This window comes from Bacillus cereus group sp. BfR-BA-01347 (genome assembly GCF_022663835.1).
Classification (GTDB): domain Bacteria; phylum Bacillota; class Bacilli; order Bacillales; family Bacillaceae_G; genus Bacillus_A; species Bacillus_A thuringiensis_K.
In genome coordinates, this window is sequence record NZ_JAKUGG010000010.1 from 1 (window position 1) to 17,305 (window position 17,305).

The following is a 17,305-nucleotide window of genomic DNA, read 5'->3' on the forward strand; positions in this document are numbered from 1 at the left end:
GGTCGGCTACGCATCGTTGCCTTGGTGAGCCGTTACCTCACCAACTAGCTAATGCGACGCGGGTCCATCCATAAGTGACAGCCGAAGCCGCCTTTCAATTTCGAACCATGCGGTTCAAAATGTTATCCGGTATTAGCCCCGGTTTCCCGGAGTTATCCCAGTCTTATGGGCAGGTTACCCACGTGTTACTCACCCGTCCGCCGCTAACTTCATAAGAGCAAGCTCTTAATCCATTCGCTCGACTTGCATGTATTAGGCACGCCGCCAGCGTTCATCCTGAGCCAGGATCAAACTCTCCAATAAAGTTAGTTTGTCTAGCATCTAAAATAAAAATTGACGTTTCACGTTGTTTGTTTCGTTCAGTTTTCAAAGAACTTGTCCGTCGCTTCAGAAGCGACTTCATCATATTAACATCTTCATTTTTCGATGTCAACTAAGTTTTAAAATTTCTTTTTTGTCGTTTTCTGCGTTTCCGCATCAGCGACGTTTATTAATATACCATCACACTTTTTAAATAACAAGTGTTTTTTTATAAAAATATAAAAAAATTATCTACCCTACTTTCTTCTATAGAAATAACTATTATCCTCTCTACTAAAAATAGTTATTCTGATTGTATACTACTACACTTCATTCAACAAAATTGAATTTCACAATACCTTCCCAAATTTTCATTCTCTTCTATATTAAGGTTTATAATAATTATCCTTCTATAAAATAACTATACAAATTAGCCGTAAGAAAAAATCCCATCTACATTAAACAGTCACTCACGCGCATTATCCCCTTCCTTCTCATTCGAAAATTCCCCCCTACAAATTAACAACATTCCAATCCTAATATAAACTTAAGGGTATTGTTAGAATTTTTTTACATTTAATTAATGAAAAATATCCATTTTTTGTTATATAGTAAGAAAGGACGCACTCAACTATAAATAAACCAATGGAGGAATTATTTTATGGATAGGTTAACAAAGTTTTCATTAAAAAACCGAGCTGCCATTATCATCATGATCTTTCTCATTTCCATACTCGGTGTTTATTCCGGCTCTAAATTACCTATGGAATTTTTACCAAGTATCGACAATCCGGCAATTACCGTCACAACCTTATCTCAAGGACTCGACGCTGAAACGATGACAAAGGATGTAACTGATCCTCTCGAAAAACAATTTCGCAATTTAGAACACGTCGACACCATTACTTCTTCTACATACGAGGGATTATCACGTATTGACATTGCGTATACATCAAAAGCAAACATGAAAGATGCAGCACGCGAAGTCGAAAAAGCCGTCAATACAATTAAATTACCTAAAGATGTAACCAAGCCCGTAGTTAGTCAATTAAACACTTCTATGATTCCACTCGCTCAAATTACTATCCAGAAACAAAACGGTTTTTCAAAAGCAGATGAAAAACAAATTGAAAAAGAAATCGTACCACAACTCGAAAACATTGATGGTGTTGCCAACGTTATGTTTTTCGGAAAATCCACCTCTGAATTATCTATCGTACTTGATCCGAACCAATTAAAAAATAAAAACGTAACATCACAGCAGGTACTAACTGTTTTACAAGGAAAAGAAACTTCTACTCCAGCTGGGGCAATTACTGTTAATCAGGAAGAATACAACCTCCGCGTCATTGGGGACATAAAAAATGTAAATGCCATTAAAAACATCACTGTGGCACCCCAGGTGAAATTGGAAGACATTGCTCAAATTGAAATTAAACAACACTACGATACAATCTCACATATAAACGGAGAAGAAGGCACAGGATTAATCATCATGAAAGAACCGAGTAAAAATGCAGTTGCCATTGGAAAAGAGATTGATAAAAAAGTTAAAGAGATAGATAAGGAATATAAAGATCAATTTTCTATTAAACTTTTGGCTTCAACCCATGAACAAGTTGAAAATGCTGTTACTAACATGGGAAAAGAAGTAATACTTGGAGCAATCGCTGCAACTCTAATTATCTTAATCTTTTTACGTAACTTCCGAACAACACTCATCGCTGTTGTCAGTATTCCATTATCTATTTTATTAACACTCTTTTTACTACATCAATCTAACATTACGCTTAACATTTTAACACTCGGTGGTTTAGCTGTTGCAGTTGGACGTCTCGTCGATGATAGTATCGTTGTCATCGAGAATATTTTCCGCCGTTTACAAAAAGATTCTTTCTCTAAAGATATCATTCTCGATGCAACGAAAGAAGTCGCAGTCGCAATTACTTCTTCTACTTTAACAACGGTTGCTGTTTTTTTACCTATCGGCCTCGTATCAGGAGCAATCGGAAAATTAATGTTACCTATGGTATTAGCAGTTGTATATTCTATTCTATCATCCTTAATCGTTGCACTAACAGTTGTTCCACTTATGGCTTTTTTACTACTCAAAAAAACAAAGCATCGAAAGCCAAGTTCTTCATCACGATATGTCGCTACGTTAAAGTGGGCTCTTTCTCATAAATTCATTATTCTACTTACTGCATTTTTATTATTTGTAGGATCAATTGCAGCCTATATATTACTACCGAAAGCAAACATAAAATCTGAAGACGACACAATGTTATCTATTAACATGACATTTCCAGCAGATTATAATGCTGAATCTCAAAAACAAAAAGCATTTGATTTTGAAAAGAAATTACTTTCTAATTCAGATATAACAGACGTTATTTTACGAATGGGATCTAGCGCAGAAGATGCACAATGGGGGCAAACAACTAAAAATAACCTCGCTAGTATATTCGTAGTCTTTAAAAAAGGTTCTGATATTGATCAATATATTAAAGAGTTAAAAAAGGAAAATAAAACTTTTGAGCCTGCTGAACTTGATTATATAAAAACAAGTTATTCAAGCTCTGGCGGCGGCAATAACTTACAATTTAACGTAACAGCTACTAACGAAGCGAATTTAAAAGAGGCGGCTACTATCGTTGAAACAAAACTAAAAAGCATGGATGATCTTTCTAAAGTAAAAACAAATTTAGAAGACTCTAAGAAAGAATGGCAAATTCATATTGATCAAACAAAGGCTGAACAACTAGGTTTAACACCAGAAATAGCTGCGCAACAAGTAGCATTCCTTATGAAGAAATCACCTATTGGCGAAATTACAATTAATAACGAAAAAACTACTATTATGATAGAACACAAAAAAGAAAACATTAATAAACAAGAAGATATTTTAAATACAAACATACTATCACCTATTAATGGCCCAATACCTTTAAAAGACATCGCAACTATTTCAGAAAAACAAACGCAAACAGAAATTTTCCATAAAGATGGAAAAGAAACAATCCAAATTACCGCCGAAGCTTCAAATGAAGATTTGAGCAAAGTAAACACAGCAGTAAATAAAGCGATGACTGACTTAGATTTACCTAGCGGTGCAAAAGTAAATATCGCAGGAGCTACTGAATCTATGCAAGAGAATTTTACGGATTTATTCAAAATTATGGGGATTGCAATCGGTATTGTATATTTAATTATGGTTATCACCTTCGGGCAAGCACGTGCTCCTTTTGCAATCCTATTCTCCTTGCCGCTAGCTGCTGTCGGTGGTATTTTAGGATTAATCATTTCACGAACACCTGTTGATGTAAATTCCTTAATTGGCGCATTAATGTTAATCGGTATTGTTGTTACAAACGCTATTGTATTAATAGAAAGAGTCCAACAAAATCGGGAACACGGAATGGAAACAAGAGAAGCCTTACTTGAAGCAGGTTCTACTAGACTACGCCCAATTATTATGACAGCTATTACAACAATCGTTGCTATGCTCCCACTCCTATTTGGCCAATCCCAAGCAGGAAGTATGGTATCAAAAAGTTTAGCCGTCGTTGTCATTGGTGGTTTGGCAGTCTCAACTGTTCTTACATTAGTAGTCGTTCCAGTTATGTATGAACTGTTAGATAAAATTGGGAGAAAAAGACGCTCCCGTAGGAAAATCAGCACTTCTACAGAAACACCTGATATTTAAAAACAAAAGGCGTTATCTTCAAAAATGAAGATAACACCTTTTCTCTACTTAATCATATAATGCATCATTTTTTCCACATATCGCTCTATAGGTTTACTAGAATCCACAATAAGATATTCATTATTTGAAGGTCTTTTACTACCATTTAACCACTTTTTAAAACCTACTTCCGACTCCACCTTTTCAATTTGACTGATCATACGCTTACGTGTTTGCAGTCTCCTATTAATCTCTTCCATATCATTAAGATAACACTCAATATATTTATATTTCACACCATGTTTATTTGATAGTTCAATCCCTTTTTCAACCATTCCCTCATATAAACACGGACTATCCAATATAACACTATGCCCTTGTTCTAAATAAGAATCAATCAATACCCATTCGGCATCATACGCAAGCCCTCCAACAATCGTTGATTCAATTCCTTTTACTTTTAATGATTTTAACAACGCGGATTTCAAAACATCATGATCTACAATTACAGCACCTGTTGATTTCGCTATATACTTAGAAACTGTCGATTTTCCTGACCCAGGAAAACCTGACATTTGCAGAAAAAACAAATTAAAACTCCTCTCTAAATTACATCTGTTCTTCTTTATAATTAATTACAAATTCAACAATCATTACATCCATTCCTTCTATATTAAAATACAAAAGAACCCCCTACTTATAAATAGAGAGTTCTCCTTTGTAACTTATGCCGCTTTTACCTTCTTCGTCGTTTTACTTTTTCTTTTCGTTCCTGTAAAACGCTTGTGTAATATAGACGCTACCAAGCGTGAAATAACATTGAATAATAATACCATAATAATTAATACAGCTGCAGATTTTGTCGCAATCAACTTCGCATCTGGAATAACTCCTTCAGAATTTAATTTCCAAATGTGAACCGCTAATGTTTCAGCTGGTCTAAACGGATTTAAAGGATGCGCAGGACTTGAGAAATCCGCTGCTGAATTTAAAATCGGCGATGTTAAACCCGCTGTGTAAATTAATGCTGCCGCTTCTCCAAATATACGACCCGCCGCTAAAATAATACCTGTAATAATTTGCGGTAATGACGATGGGATAATAATACGAGCAATCGTTTGCCACTTCGTTGCACCTAATCCAAGACTTGCCTCTTTTACATTATGAGGAACTTCTGAAATCGCATTTTCACAAACACGTGTTAAACCTGGTAAATTTAAAATAGTTAAAGCAAGAGCACCACCCATTACTGTGTATCCCCAGCCTGTCATTGTAACGAACACTAACAAACCGAATAAACCAACAACAATCGAAGGTAAAGACGCCATTGTCTCAATACATAAACGAACAAAATTTAAAAAACGTCCTTGTTTTGCGTACTCCGCTAAATATATTCCAGCACCTAAACCAAGAGGAATAGATATAACAAGCGTTATAACAAGCATGTAGAAGGAATTGAATAACTGTGGACCAATCCCACCACCAGCTCTTGTATTACTTGGTTCTCCAAACAAGAAATTAGGATCCCAAAATCCCCATCCCTTTTGCAGAATTTCAAACACTAAGAATACTAGTAAAGCTACAACAAAAGCTGCAACTGCATAAAAGATACCTGTCCAAACTTTATTTACCGTTCTTGCATTCATTATTATCGCTCACCTCTTTGCCCAATCGCTCGAATTACTAAAATAAACAGGAATGAAATAACAAGTAAAATCATCGCTAAAGTCCATAGCGCATTGTTCCAAGCAGTTCCGTTTAATGTATTTGTCATGTCCATTGTCAAAATACCAGTTAACGTTGCTGTCGGACTGTATATTCCTTCTGGTAATTTAATTGTGTTCCCGATTACCATTTGAACCGCTAATGCTTCACCAAAAGCACGCGCTAAACCTAAAACAATACCTGTTAAAATCCCTTTTTTCGCAGCAGGAACAATCACTCGGCTAACCGCTTGCCATTTCGTTGACCCTAAACCATAAGAAGCTTCTAAATAATCAAATGGAACAGAGCGTATTGCATCAGAAGCGATACTAGCAATAGTAGGTAAAATCATAATACTTAATACAACAATACCTGCAATTAAACTAAAGCCCACTCCTCCAAACGAATCACGTAATAGCGGCACTAAAATCGTAACCCCTAATAACCCGTATACAACCGAAGGAATACCAACTAATAATTCTAAAACAGGCTTCAATACTTTATTTCCAAACTTCGGCGAAATTAAATTCATGAATATAGCAAGAGCTATAGCAATTGGCGCACTAATAATAACCGCACCTAACGAAACCACTGTTGAACCTACAATGAAAATCAAAGCCCCGAAGGTTCCTTCGTCAGCATTTGGATTCCATTTTGTGGATGTTAACATCTCAGTAAATGAAATACCGCTTTGTGTAAAAGATTGAATACCTTTACCACAAATAAACGCGATAATAGCTAATGTAATTAAAACAATAAAAATACCACAAAACGTAACAAGCGATCTTCCTATATATTCACTTTTTACGTAATTAATTTGTTTTTTCCCCTTCATCACAGGTCAGACCCCACTTCATAGATTGAAATGAACAGGACTGGCCTTGCAGCCAGCCCCATAAACTTTATTACTTATTTAATTTAGACATTGGGATGTAACCCATATCTTCTACTTGCTTTTCAAAGTCTTTACCTTTTACATAATCAATGTAAGCTTTTGTTGCTTCTTTCGCTTCACCTTTTGTTACCATGTACTCGTAAGACCAGAATGGATATTTACCAGACGAAATGTTTTCAACTTTTGGTTCAGCACCATCAATTTTCACTGTTTGTAGTGCACCTTTTTTGTCGCCAACCATGTAAGACATCGCTAAATAACTTACTGAACCTGGAGTAGAGTTAATCGCTTGCTCTACTGCACCGTTAGAATCTTGTGTCGTACCAGTTCCATCATTAATCTTTGCTTCTTTCATAACTGTCTTTTCAAATGTAGCACGTGTACCAGATGAAGCCGGACGGTTAATTACGTTGATTTTTTCATCTTTCCCGCCTACCTCTTTCCAGTTTGTTACTTTTCCAGTGAAGATATCTTGTACTTGTTGCACTGTTAAGTTATCAACTTTTACATCTTTATTTACGACAAGTGCGAATGCAATACCCGCAACCTTGTTATCTACTAATTCTTTCGCTTTTTCAGCATCTTTTATTTTATCTCCTGATGGAACATCTGAATTACCAATTTGTACTGCACCCGATGCTACTTGGTTAATCCCAGTTCCACTACCGCCACCTTGTACTTGAATAGAAACTTTTGAATTTTTCTCCATGAATTTCTTTCCAGCTTCCTCCGCAAGAGGTAGAAGAGCTGTAGAACCAGCTGCTGCAATCGTACCTGATAACTCTTGTTTTGTATTATCGCTTCCTTTAGCAGTTTCTTTACTAGCTGTATCTTCTGCTTTCCCACATCCAACTAACGCTCCTGCCACCACTAAAGCTGCTAAAGAAAATTTAATACCTTTTTTCATAACCATGTCTTGTACCCCCATTTGGATTATCGCTTTTCGAATTCATTTTCTTTCGAACACAAATTCATTGTAGGACAACAATATTATGTGAGTGTTAAGCAATTTTTAATTTTAAGTAAATGACGATAATACTCTTTAAAAGCTAGGAATCCCAACATTTATAGTTAAAGAATCCAACAAAAACCACACTAACTATGCTGTAATGTAAATTTATTCTTAACAATGTAAATTCAATGTAAATGTTTTTCTATCTTTTCCCTTTCTAGTTAAAGTTAGATTTACAATTCCGCGCATTTTGTAACTTTTACACGCCTAATTTGTGAACATTAAAAAGAATTTCAGTAATATTTTTTAGTACAACTAAATAAATTGGAACAATTCTAAAATTAAATGAATATTTTTAAAGTACTAATTGACAACATAATCCAACGTGGTCTACTATATTACTAACAAAAAGTTTACCTTAGGAAACTTTTTAAACTTAAACTAACAATATAGAGATGAGGTAACTTTTATGGTATCGGCTAATACAAAACCACTTTCCGAATTTAGAACAGGAGAGTTTGTACAAATTGAGAAGATACAATTAGAAGGAACTATGAAACGACGTTTATTAGATTTGGGATTTATCCCTGGGGCAACGATTAAAGTATTGCAACGCAGTCCACTTGGAGATCCAGTTGCTTATCAAGTAAGCAACACAACTATTGCACTGCGCAAAGAAGAAAGTTCCCTTATTTTCGGGGTATTAATAGGAGATGATTTCAGATGAGCAAACATCGTATCGCTTTAGCTGGTAACCCGAATACCGGGAAAAGTACATTATTTAATACTTTAACAGGCTTAAAACAACATACTGGCAACTGGACGGGAAAAACTGTTTTAAAAGCTGAAGGGGAATATGAACATAACGGAAGTAAATATACATTAATAGATTTACCTGGAACTTACTCACTATATTCAAACTCTGCGGATGAAGAAGTAGCAAGGGATTATATTATATTTGAAAAACCAGAAGTAACTGTAGTCGTTGTAGATGCAACTGCAATGGAAAGAAATTTAAATTTAGCACTTCAAGTGATTGAAATGACGAGTAACGTAGTCATTTGTATTAACTTAATTGATGAAGCTGAGAAAAAAGGCATCGTTATCGATGAAAAGAAATTAGCAAAATCACTTGGTGTGCCTGTCGTTAAAATTTCAGCACGTAACCGAGTAGGTATTGGTCATTTGCTGAATGTTATTGCAAAAGTAGCAAATAAAAAAATAATTCCAACACCAATTAAAATTACTTACAGCGAAAAAATCGAAAATATGATTCAGGAATTAGAACCACAAATTTATAAAGTGTTCGGTGATACGTATCCAGCACGTTGGATTGCGTTACGTATACTAGATGGAGATAAAAATTTCTTAACTACACTTCAAAAACACCATAATGAACCACTTGTAAGGGAGGTCGTAATTAATGGAATCTCACTCAGCCAGTAAAGCTCTTCCATTAGACTATATTATTCAACATGCACAAACACTTTCAAAAGAAGATATACGAGATGATATAGTCGGAGATATTTACCGAACATCTGCAAGCATATGTAAAGAATCCGTCCAATATACAAATACTGATAAATTATATCGTTCCGAAAAACTAGATAAAGTTTTCACATCTCCAATATGGGGATTCCCAATTATGCTTGGTATTTTATCTATTATTTTTTATCTTACAATTGCAGGCGCTAACGTACCATCTGATATGATTGCCGAATTCTTCGGATGGGCCGAAGGATATTTAACATCTTGGTTCCAAGCAGCACATGCACCTGAATGGTTACACGGCATTTTAATACTTGGTTTATTCCGTGGTATCGGTGCTGTTATTAGCGTTATGTTACCACCTATGGCAATCTTTTTCCCTATGTTCGCGCTATTAGAAAACTACGGATACTTACCACGTGTCGCGTTTAATATGGACCGCTTATTCAAACGATCCGGTGCACACGGGAAACAATCTTTAACAATGGCAATGGGATTTGGTTGTAATGCAGCAGCCATTATGTCAACACGTATCATTGAATCACCACGTGAACGTATGCTAGCAATCTTAACAAACAACTTCGTACCTTGTAACGGTCGCTGGCCTATGTTAATTTTAATGGCCTCATTATTTATGGCTGCTGGTTATACAGGTAGTATGCAAACACTTGTTACTGCCGGCGTTGTAGTTGGAATGGTTGTAATTGGTATTATTATGACATTAACCGTTTCTTGGGTACTATCAAAAACAGCTTTAAAAGGCGTTCCAACTCACTACACACTTGAGTTACCGCCGTACCGTAAGCCAAAGGTTTGGAATACAATTGTGCGTGCAACACTCGATAAATCAGTCTATGTTTTAAAACGAGCTGTTGTTGTAGCTGCCCCTGCGGCTGCATTAACTTGGTTACTAGCTAATATTTTCATCGGTGATACAAGTCTACTTATGTATTTTGTAAACTTCCTGGATCCATTCGCTAAAATGTTAGGACTTGATGGCTTTATTCTAGCTGCGTTCATTCTTGGACTACCAGCAAATGAAATTGTTATCCCAATTTTATTAATGTCTTACTTATCAACCGGGGCTTTAACTGAAATAGATGATTTTAATCAAATTAAAAATTTATTCTTAGAAAATGGTTGGACTTGGTTAACAGCGTTAAACACAATGTTGTTCTCACTTCTTCATTTCCCATGTGGAACAACACTGGTTAACATATATAAAGAAACAAAAAGTGCAAAATGGACATTCTTATCGTTTGCAATCCCTACCGTTATCGCTATTGTTGTGACATTCCTCTCTACACAATTGGTACATTGGTTAGGGCTTGTATAAAGCAAAGCATACATAGAAGGTATCCCCCTTCACATATGCTTTGTATAAAAGAAACCTGAAATCATTCAGGTTTCTTTTTTTGCACATCAGTATTCCAAGGTTGCGCTCCATACGTTGTGAGTTTCTTATGAATAAAGTATATGGCTCCTGGAAGAATCGCTATTAATATTGTGCAACTAATTCCTAATCCAGTAAACAACTTCCATCACCTTACTTCACTTTCTTTGGTAATGCTGAACCTGAATGTTCAATTGTTGGATCAACGTGAACATTAATTTCAGCATTACTAAAATAATTCTGACCTTGATCCCAATTCTTACTAATTTTCTTCCACTCTTTATAATTATGCCTCTTATATACCTCTCCTAATTCCAATACATCTACCTTATATTTTTTTTGAACAAGCTGTATAGACTTTTCAATACGCTTCTTCATTTCCTTTGAAATCTCTTTCTTTAAAAACTTTTCATTCATCACTTGTTTCGGTTCATTAAAATGTAACTCAGCTAATATGCCTTCTGTGGACAAATGAATATCAAACTTCGGTTTTGTAGCATTTTCAGTAGACACCTGAATCTTTCGGCGCAACTTATGAATTTCATATGTAATGAGCTGATTCTTTTTACGAACAGTAAAGAAACCTCCAATTTTTTTACCTATTACATAGTTCATTCCTAATGTTTGTTCTCCACTCAAAGTTCCAACGCACTTATTATCCTTTCCACGGATCAATGCCGCTCCTTCCATTTGTACTCCTTGTTTAGTTAATCCTAAGAGAGGTAATGCAAAACTTCGATCTGCGATCATTTTCCCTTGTACCTCACCAATTCTCGCCGCCTCAATCATTTGAGCGTTTTTCGGAGGATGTTCAGCTAACATATCAATGTACTGCGCCGGTAAGTTTTCAGGTTTGGCGCTCTGTTTTAAAATAGATTCTGCATTTTTCTTGGAAACGAACAAACGAATATTTCTTCTCATTTCATGATCACGAAAATATACATCTAACGTATTTTGCAAAACATACGGATTCGCTAGTAATTCATCCGAAAAAATAATGACTTGTATATGCGGAAAAAATAATGTTCGACTAATTTTTTTAGCAATTATTCTTATTTGCTCGAAGACGCTATCTGCTTTCGCACTTACGTTAATATAATTTTCACTATCTCCATCGCCCTGTCCACCTTGTTGTGCTAACTTACTGGGAAGTACCATCTGATACGTCCCTTTCATAATCGGATTTGATTTCTTTTTCTTCACAATATCGTAAGCTGCGCCTACTACAAATCCTCTTTCTTCTATTTCTTCTAGTTCAGAACACCCACTTATAAATCCAGCTAAAACCATAACCATTATAATTTTAAGAAGGTTTTTCATTTCTACCATTCCTTCTTTTCATTTTATATACAATAAAAACTAGCAAAGGAGCTAATACGACAAACCCCATATCTATCCACGCTAAATACGTTCCGTAACTTGATAACGTATCTAAATTACCAGGGAGCATATTCAGCATAAAAATCAGAGGCGCGCTTCCGAAAATAAAAATATGTTTCTTCACTTTCGGAAACATGGCACAAAACAATAAAGATGCGACGTCATAATACATTGCTGTAGTGTTATAAATAGTAATAATCCAAGTCGTAAAAAAAATTGCATCGAACCTTTCTAAAAAGCCTCCACCAATTTCAATTTCTTTCCCTAATTCAATTGTTGGATATGTCAATCCACGAGTTGTCATATACGTAAAAACACTAATACAAGTTACATAAATTAAAATATATGAGAGCACATTTACTATCACGGCTTTTGCAACTGCCATTGGTGCCTTTTTCGCTGTCTTATCATTCAACAACACAGCATAAAACAGAGCTACCTCAAATCCAATAAATGTGAATATAGAATTTTTAACCCCAACAGCGTACTGACTTACTTCCGTTTGAAAAGCTGGAAATAAATTGTTTATTTCCATTAAATTTATATTCAATAAAGAAAGAAGCACTATCGCAATTAAAACAATAGGTAAAAATAGAACATTTAACCTTAATAAGGCCGCTCTTGATCCTGCTATTCCGTAAATAACAACTAGTAAGAAGAAGAAAGACAGTAGTTGTATCGGTGTCTCACTAAATAAATACGTTTGAGAAATAATTGAAATCATTCGCGATTCATATGCTGTCAAAGCAGCAAACGTTAATACTAAAACCATACTAATCGTGTATGCTACCGGCTTTGTCAAATGTGCACTCGTATATTGAACAAAGTTTTGTTTTGGAAATAAAATAGCCACCCTCGTTACAAACCAGCCTAAAACTGCACATATCAATCCACCCAAAAGCAAAATAATCCAACCATCTGAAAATAAAGTTTGGTTAGCAATATCCCTTGGCATAGATAATGCTCCTATACCAATAATGGTCGATGATACCGCAAACCCAATTTCCCGAGATCCAATTTCTTCATCGCCATACTCAAATGGTTTCAATTATTTTCGCTCCTTTGGACGTACTGTAGAATCTTTCGTTTGTAAATATTCCGGTCTCTCTTTCAACATTGATTTTGGCATGCGAATAAACTCCTCTTTCCAATCTTTATAAAATGCAGGAGCAATTGGAGTTGTATACGGTACACCAACACTTGTTAAATTTGTAATATGAACAGCAAGCGCAATAAGAGCTAGAATGATTCCATACAACCCAAAAGCCGTTGCTGCTAATACAAAGACGAAAAGTAAAATCCGAAACGTAATTGTGATGCTATACACTGGAAGTGAAAATGTAGCAATAGCTGTAACCGCAATAATGATAACTAAAAATGGATTTACAATTCCTGCATTCACCGCTGCCTCTCCAATTACAAGACCACCTACAATCCCAATTGTTTGCCCCATCGGTTTCGGCAACCTAATTCCTGCTTCTCGTATTAGCTCCATCGTTAATGCCATCATTAACGTTTCAATATATGCAGGAAACGGAACCCCTTCTCTTGCTCCAGCAATTGAATAAGCCAATTTAGAAGGAATAAGTCCTTGATGATATGAGACGAGCGCTACATACATCGCTGGCATTAAAATCGCAATTATACCAGAACCCATCCGCAAAATTCTTAATAAAGTCCCAATTACCCAGCGCTCATAATGATCTTCCACAGATTGAAAAATATCAACAAATACTAATGGCGCAATAAGAGCAAACGGTGATCCATCCACTAAAATAGCCGCCTTACCTTTCATTAATGAGGCCACAATATTATCAGGCCTTTCTGTGTTCAAAAATTGTGGAAACGGTGACAAATTATTATCTTGAATTAACTGCTCAATCGTTCCCGTCTCAAAAACGACATCTGTCACTATTGATTGAAGACGCCGATCTAACTCTTTTACAATGTAAGGATTAATAACGTCTTCTACATATACTAAAGTTACTTCTTTTTGGGATCTCTTCCCTATAATATAAGATTGAAATCTCAGCTTTGGGTCACGTAAACTACGGCGAATTAACATTTTATTCACGTTAATATCTTCATTTAATCCGATCCTCGGTCCACGTATTAAATCTTCTGTCACTGGTGGTTCTAAACTTCTCTTCTCCCAAGCCCTACTATTAATAACGATAGCAGTTTGAATATTATCAATTAATATAACTGTATCTCCCGCTAAAATCGCATTCATAATGTCTGGAAACTTCGTCTTTACACCAACTTCTGCGATAGAAATAAAACGATCCAATAACGTTTGAACAACGGCTTCCTCACTTGGAATTTCTTCGTATTGCAGCGTACGAACGACATATTTATAAACATTATCCTTGTCTGTTAACCCACATAAAAACACAACCGCACAACGTGTAAAACTCCCAGCAAGAGCAACTTCTCTAATTGTTAAATCATTAGGTGAACCTAACTCATCCCTAATTTCTTTCATAACTTCAAATAAGTTACCTTCAAGCTCTAACAATTTCCCCACCTAACTTCCTTTTCAACAAGTTTTTAGTTAGATTCCGCTAATAGAAGAAAATATATACAAAAAAGAGCTATCTCTTTTCAAAGATAGCTCTAATAAACGAATTACTTTTCTACTATTATGCTGTTTTTCTTTATAGATACACTTTTTGTAAATCCACTAACTACAAACATCACAATCATATTAATTAACAATGCGACTATACCTACATTTAAATCTTTTATAGACTGCGGAAAACTCGGAAACATCGTAGCTATATTAGAGCCCGATAAAGTGATATATGCAACAACTAATAACCCCATTCCCATTCCTGCAATCGCTCCTTGCTTCGTAATAACCTGACGTGGAAACAAGCTACATACAAGTGCAGGGAAAAGTTGTGTAACAATACTGTACCCCATTAATAGAAGGGCTCCTATTGTTTCTCCTCCTTTAAATGTAAATAAAACTGCTACGAGCGTTACTACAGGTACAAATAACTTTGCAGCTTTAGCAACTTGTCTATCTGAAGCAGATGGAACCATCGTTCGATAAATATTTTTCGCTAACAGTGTAGAAGCCGCCATAACAAGCATAGAGCCTGGAACTAACGCCGTTAATACTCCCGCACTACCAATAATTCCAATAAACCAAGGATCAAAAGTTTGTAAAGCAAGACGGAATAACGAAAGATCCACATCCGCTCCCTTTAACCCAGGAACTTGCAATATAGCAGCAAACCCTGCAAAAAATACGAAAAGTAACACTAAAGAATACAATGGCATAATTGCTGCATTTTTACGAAATACTTTTTCATTTTTTGCAGAAAAAGCAGAAGCAAATGTATGAGGCCACATATAAAAACCTAGGGCCGTTAATATAATAGTAGAAACAAACCAAGAAATACTCATTCCTTCTTCAGGTAAAGATAAAAATCCCGGCTTCGCTGCTTCTACAGCCTCAAACATAGGCTGAAATCCTCCATAATAATGATACGGTAAATATATACCTAAAAACATAACGATAAACAGTATCATAATATCCTTCAAAGCAGCCGTCCAAGCCGAACCGTGTATACCTGAAACCATTACATATATAGTTATAACAATAGCACCAATCCATACTGCAACAACAGGTGACACCCTTCCGTAAGAAGCTTCTGAAACGATAATCCCTAGTCCCTTTAACTGTAAAACAAGATATGGGATGATGGAAACAACACCAACAACTGAAACAATAAGTCCAAGAGCTTTACTTCTATATTTCTTCGCAAAAAAATCCGACTGCGAAACAAGGTTATGCTCTTTCGCATACTTCCAAATTGGTGGTAATAAAAAATACGATAAAAGATAAGCTAAAGCACCATATCCCAAAATATAAAAGGTAGGTGCTCCTTTACTATACGCCCAGCCGCTTCCCCCTAAAAATGTAAACGTCGTATAAATCTCACCTGCCATCAGGAGAAAAACAAAAATAGTGCCAAATCCTCTTCCCCCAACTGACCATTGCTCTAAATTCATATCTTTTCCATGTTGTGCCCGAATCCCTAAAAATAGTGCGAGAAACAAAAATAAAATAATGATAAGTAATGCAGTCATTTTACATCCTCCTTATTAGCAGGATCAAACACGTACACAAGCCCCATACAAAGAGATGTAATAAACACTGATAATAATACCCAAAATAATAAAAATGGCATCCCTAATACGTAAGGAGTAACTGAATTCGCAAATATTGGCCCAACTACTAAACAAAGAACTGGGATAAGCGCTAGAATGTGTATTTTCTTCATCTCATTCTCCTTTACTTATAAAGTTCATAATGGCTGATACAAAGACTTCCACTCCAATCGGTAATGCATCTTCGTCAATCGTAAAACGAGGGTGATGATGAGGATATATAATACCTTTCTCTTTATTTCCCGCTCCGATAAAAAAGAATGCCCCTGGTGCCTTTTGTAAAAACGCTGAAAAATCTTCTCCAGCCATCGTCGGCTGCAAACGAACAACTCTATCTCTTCCATAAAGTTGTAATGCCGTTTGTTCAATAAGCTCTGTAACTTCATAATTATTTACAACTGGTCGATATCCATATTCATAAGAAAACGTATATTTCGCTCCGTAAGATTCCGTAATATGCTTCACAATCCGCTCAATCTTCTTCTCTGTTTCACCTCGTAACTCATGTCTTAAACTCCTCACTGTCCCTTCAATCTCCGCTTGCTCTGGTATTACATTATGAGTTGTCCCCGCATGAAATTGCGTAACGGATATTACGAGAGAATCTAATGGATTCGTGAGGCGAGATACAATTTGCTGAAGTTGCGAAACGACTTGTGTACCGATTGCGATACTATCTACCGTTTCATGAGGGATTCCAGCATGTCCACCTTTTCCCTCTATCCTAATTTTAAAAACATCCGGTGCAGCCATTGCAGGACCATAAATAACGCCTATTTTCCCAACCTCTAACGACGCCCAAAGGTGAGCACCAATGATATAATCCACACCTTCCATTACACCTGCCGCAATCATTTCCTCTGCACCACCAGGAAAATTTTCTTCAGCATGTTGGAATAGAAAACGAATCTCCCCTTTAATCTTCTCTCTTGCTTCTACTAACTTATGTACAACCCCAAGTAATATCGCTATATGTCCATCATGGCCACATGCATGCATTACACCCGGATATTTAGAAATAAAGTCAAACTCATTTTCTTCATGAATAGGAAGAGCATCCATATCGGCTCGAACCGCAACTGTTTTGCCCGGCTGTTTACCTACTAACTTTGCCATCACACTATATTTAGTCGGCCGTGACACTTCTAAATATGGGCATTTCCGAAGTATATCGAACACAAACTGCGATGTTTTTTCTTCTTGAAAAGATAACTCTGGATACTTATGAAAATGCCTTCTCCACTCAACTAACTGATTTTTTGACAAAACAAGTTCCTTTGCAACATCCATACCCCTTCACTCCTTCTTCACCAAGTTAAATGTTAT

At 35.9% G+C, this 17,305-nt stretch carries 14 protein-coding genes and 1 rRNA gene; 4 read left to right on the forward strand and 11 right to left on the reverse strand.

Annotated features, from left to right (window positions below; all coding sequences use genetic code 11):
* Window positions 1–303, reverse strand: a 16S ribosomal RNA gene (locus MR143_RS15735); the annotation flags it as partial.
* A gap of 658 nt (window positions 304–961) precedes the next feature.
* On the opposite strand from MR143_RS15735, the gene MR143_RS15740 reads away from it, so the two are divergent.
* Entirely contained in the window at window positions 962–4,006 is a 3,045-nt protein-coding gene (locus MR143_RS15740; protein ID WP_000375533.1) for an efflux RND transporter permease subunit, read from the forward strand.
* A gap of 44 nt (window positions 4,007–4,050) precedes the next feature.
* Here the strand turns inward: MR143_RS15740 and MR143_RS15745 are convergent, their stop codons facing one another.
* From MR143_RS15745 to MR143_RS15760, 4 genes are all read right to left on the reverse strand, one after another.
* On the reverse strand, window positions 4,051–4,575 hold the full coding sequence (locus tag MR143_RS15745) for a P-loop nucleotide/nucleoside kinase family protein (RefSeq protein WP_000465766.1): 525 nt from the start codon (window positions 4,573–4,575) through the stop codon (window positions 4,051–4,053).
* A 135-nt stretch (window positions 4,576–4,710) separates the two neighbouring features.
* Complete coding sequence (gene pstA / locus MR143_RS15750; RefSeq protein WP_000994135.1) at window positions 4,711–5,631, reverse strand: phosphate ABC transporter permease PstA; 921 nt, start codon at window positions 5,629–5,631, stop codon at window positions 4,711–4,713.
* 2 nt (window positions 5,632–5,633) lie between these two features.
* Window positions 5,634–6,524: a phosphate ABC transporter permease subunit PstC gene (pstC, locus tag MR143_RS15755; RefSeq protein WP_000676674.1), complete on the reverse strand. Its 891-nt coding sequence runs from the start codon at window positions 6,522–6,524 to the stop codon at window positions 5,634–5,636.
* 70 nt (window positions 6,525–6,594) lie between these two features.
* Window positions 6,595–7,497 carry a phosphate ABC transporter substrate-binding protein PstS family protein gene (locus MR143_RS15760; RefSeq protein ID WP_000245105.1) on the reverse strand — a complete coding sequence of 301 codons (903 nt, stop codon included), beginning with the start codon at window positions 7,495–7,497 and terminating at the stop codon, window positions 6,595–6,597.
* Window positions 7,498–8,005: 508 nt separating this feature from the next.
* On the opposite strand from MR143_RS15760, the gene MR143_RS15765 reads away from it, so the two are divergent.
* Genes MR143_RS15765 through MR143_RS15775 form a run of 3 tightly spaced genes read left to right on the forward strand, consistent with a single transcriptional unit; the run spans window position 8,006 to window position 10,360 of the window.
* Window positions 8,006–8,263: a FeoA family protein gene (locus tag MR143_RS15765; RefSeq protein WP_000252992.1), complete on the forward strand. Its 258-nt coding sequence runs from the start codon at window positions 8,006–8,008 to the stop codon at window positions 8,261–8,263.
* On the forward strand, window positions 8,260–8,982 hold the full coding sequence (locus tag MR143_RS15770) for a FeoB small GTPase domain-containing protein (RefSeq protein WP_000033858.1): 723 nt from the start codon (window positions 8,260–8,262) through the stop codon (window positions 8,980–8,982). Before MR143_RS15765 ends, MR143_RS15770 begins: the two co-directional genes overlap by 4 nt.
* Window positions 8,960–10,360, forward strand: coding sequence for a nucleoside recognition domain-containing protein (locus MR143_RS15775; protein ID WP_000443617.1), 1,401 nt, complete (start codon window positions 8,960–8,962; stop codon window positions 10,358–10,360). The genes MR143_RS15770 and MR143_RS15775 overlap by 23 nt, the downstream gene beginning before the upstream one ends.
* Window positions 10,361–10,570: 210 nt before the next feature.
* Here the strand turns inward: MR143_RS15775 and gerLC are convergent, their stop codons facing one another.
* The 6 genes from gerLC to MR143_RS15805 all read right to left on the reverse strand — a co-directional run bounded on the left by gerLC (window position 10,571) and on the right by MR143_RS15805 (window position 17,269).
* Window positions 10,571–11,737, reverse strand: coding sequence for a spore germination protein GerLC (gene gerLC / locus MR143_RS15780; protein WP_000793363.1), 1,167 nt, complete (start codon window positions 11,735–11,737; stop codon window positions 10,571–10,573).
* Window positions 11,721–12,845 (reverse strand): spore germination protein GerLB, encoded by a 1,125-nt coding sequence (gerLB, locus tag MR143_RS15785; protein ID WP_000801999.1) that lies wholly within the window; start codon window positions 12,843–12,845, stop codon window positions 11,721–11,723. Before gerLB ends, gerLC begins: the two co-directional genes overlap by 17 nt.
* Window positions 12,846–14,324, reverse strand: coding sequence for a spore germination protein GerLA (gerLA, locus tag MR143_RS15790; protein WP_003300032.1), 1,479 nt, complete (start codon window positions 14,322–14,324; stop codon window positions 12,846–12,848).
* A 101-nt stretch (window positions 14,325–14,425) separates the two neighbouring features.
* On the reverse strand, window positions 14,426–15,898 hold the full coding sequence (locus tag MR143_RS15795) for a sodium:solute symporter family protein (RefSeq protein ID WP_000125940.1): 1,473 nt from the start codon (window positions 15,896–15,898) through the stop codon (window positions 14,426–14,428).
* Entirely contained in the window at window positions 15,895–16,092 is a 198-nt protein-coding gene (locus MR143_RS15800; protein WP_000719836.1) for a DUF3311 domain-containing protein, read from the reverse strand. The genes MR143_RS15795 and MR143_RS15800 overlap by 4 nt, the downstream gene beginning before the upstream one ends.
* Before the next feature lies 1 nt (window position 16,093).
* A complete protein-coding gene (locus tag MR143_RS15805; RefSeq protein WP_000382121.1) occupies window positions 16,094–17,269 on the reverse strand; it encodes an amidohydrolase in 1,176 nt (391 codons plus the stop codon).
* Window positions 17,270–17,305 lie beyond the last annotated feature (36 nt).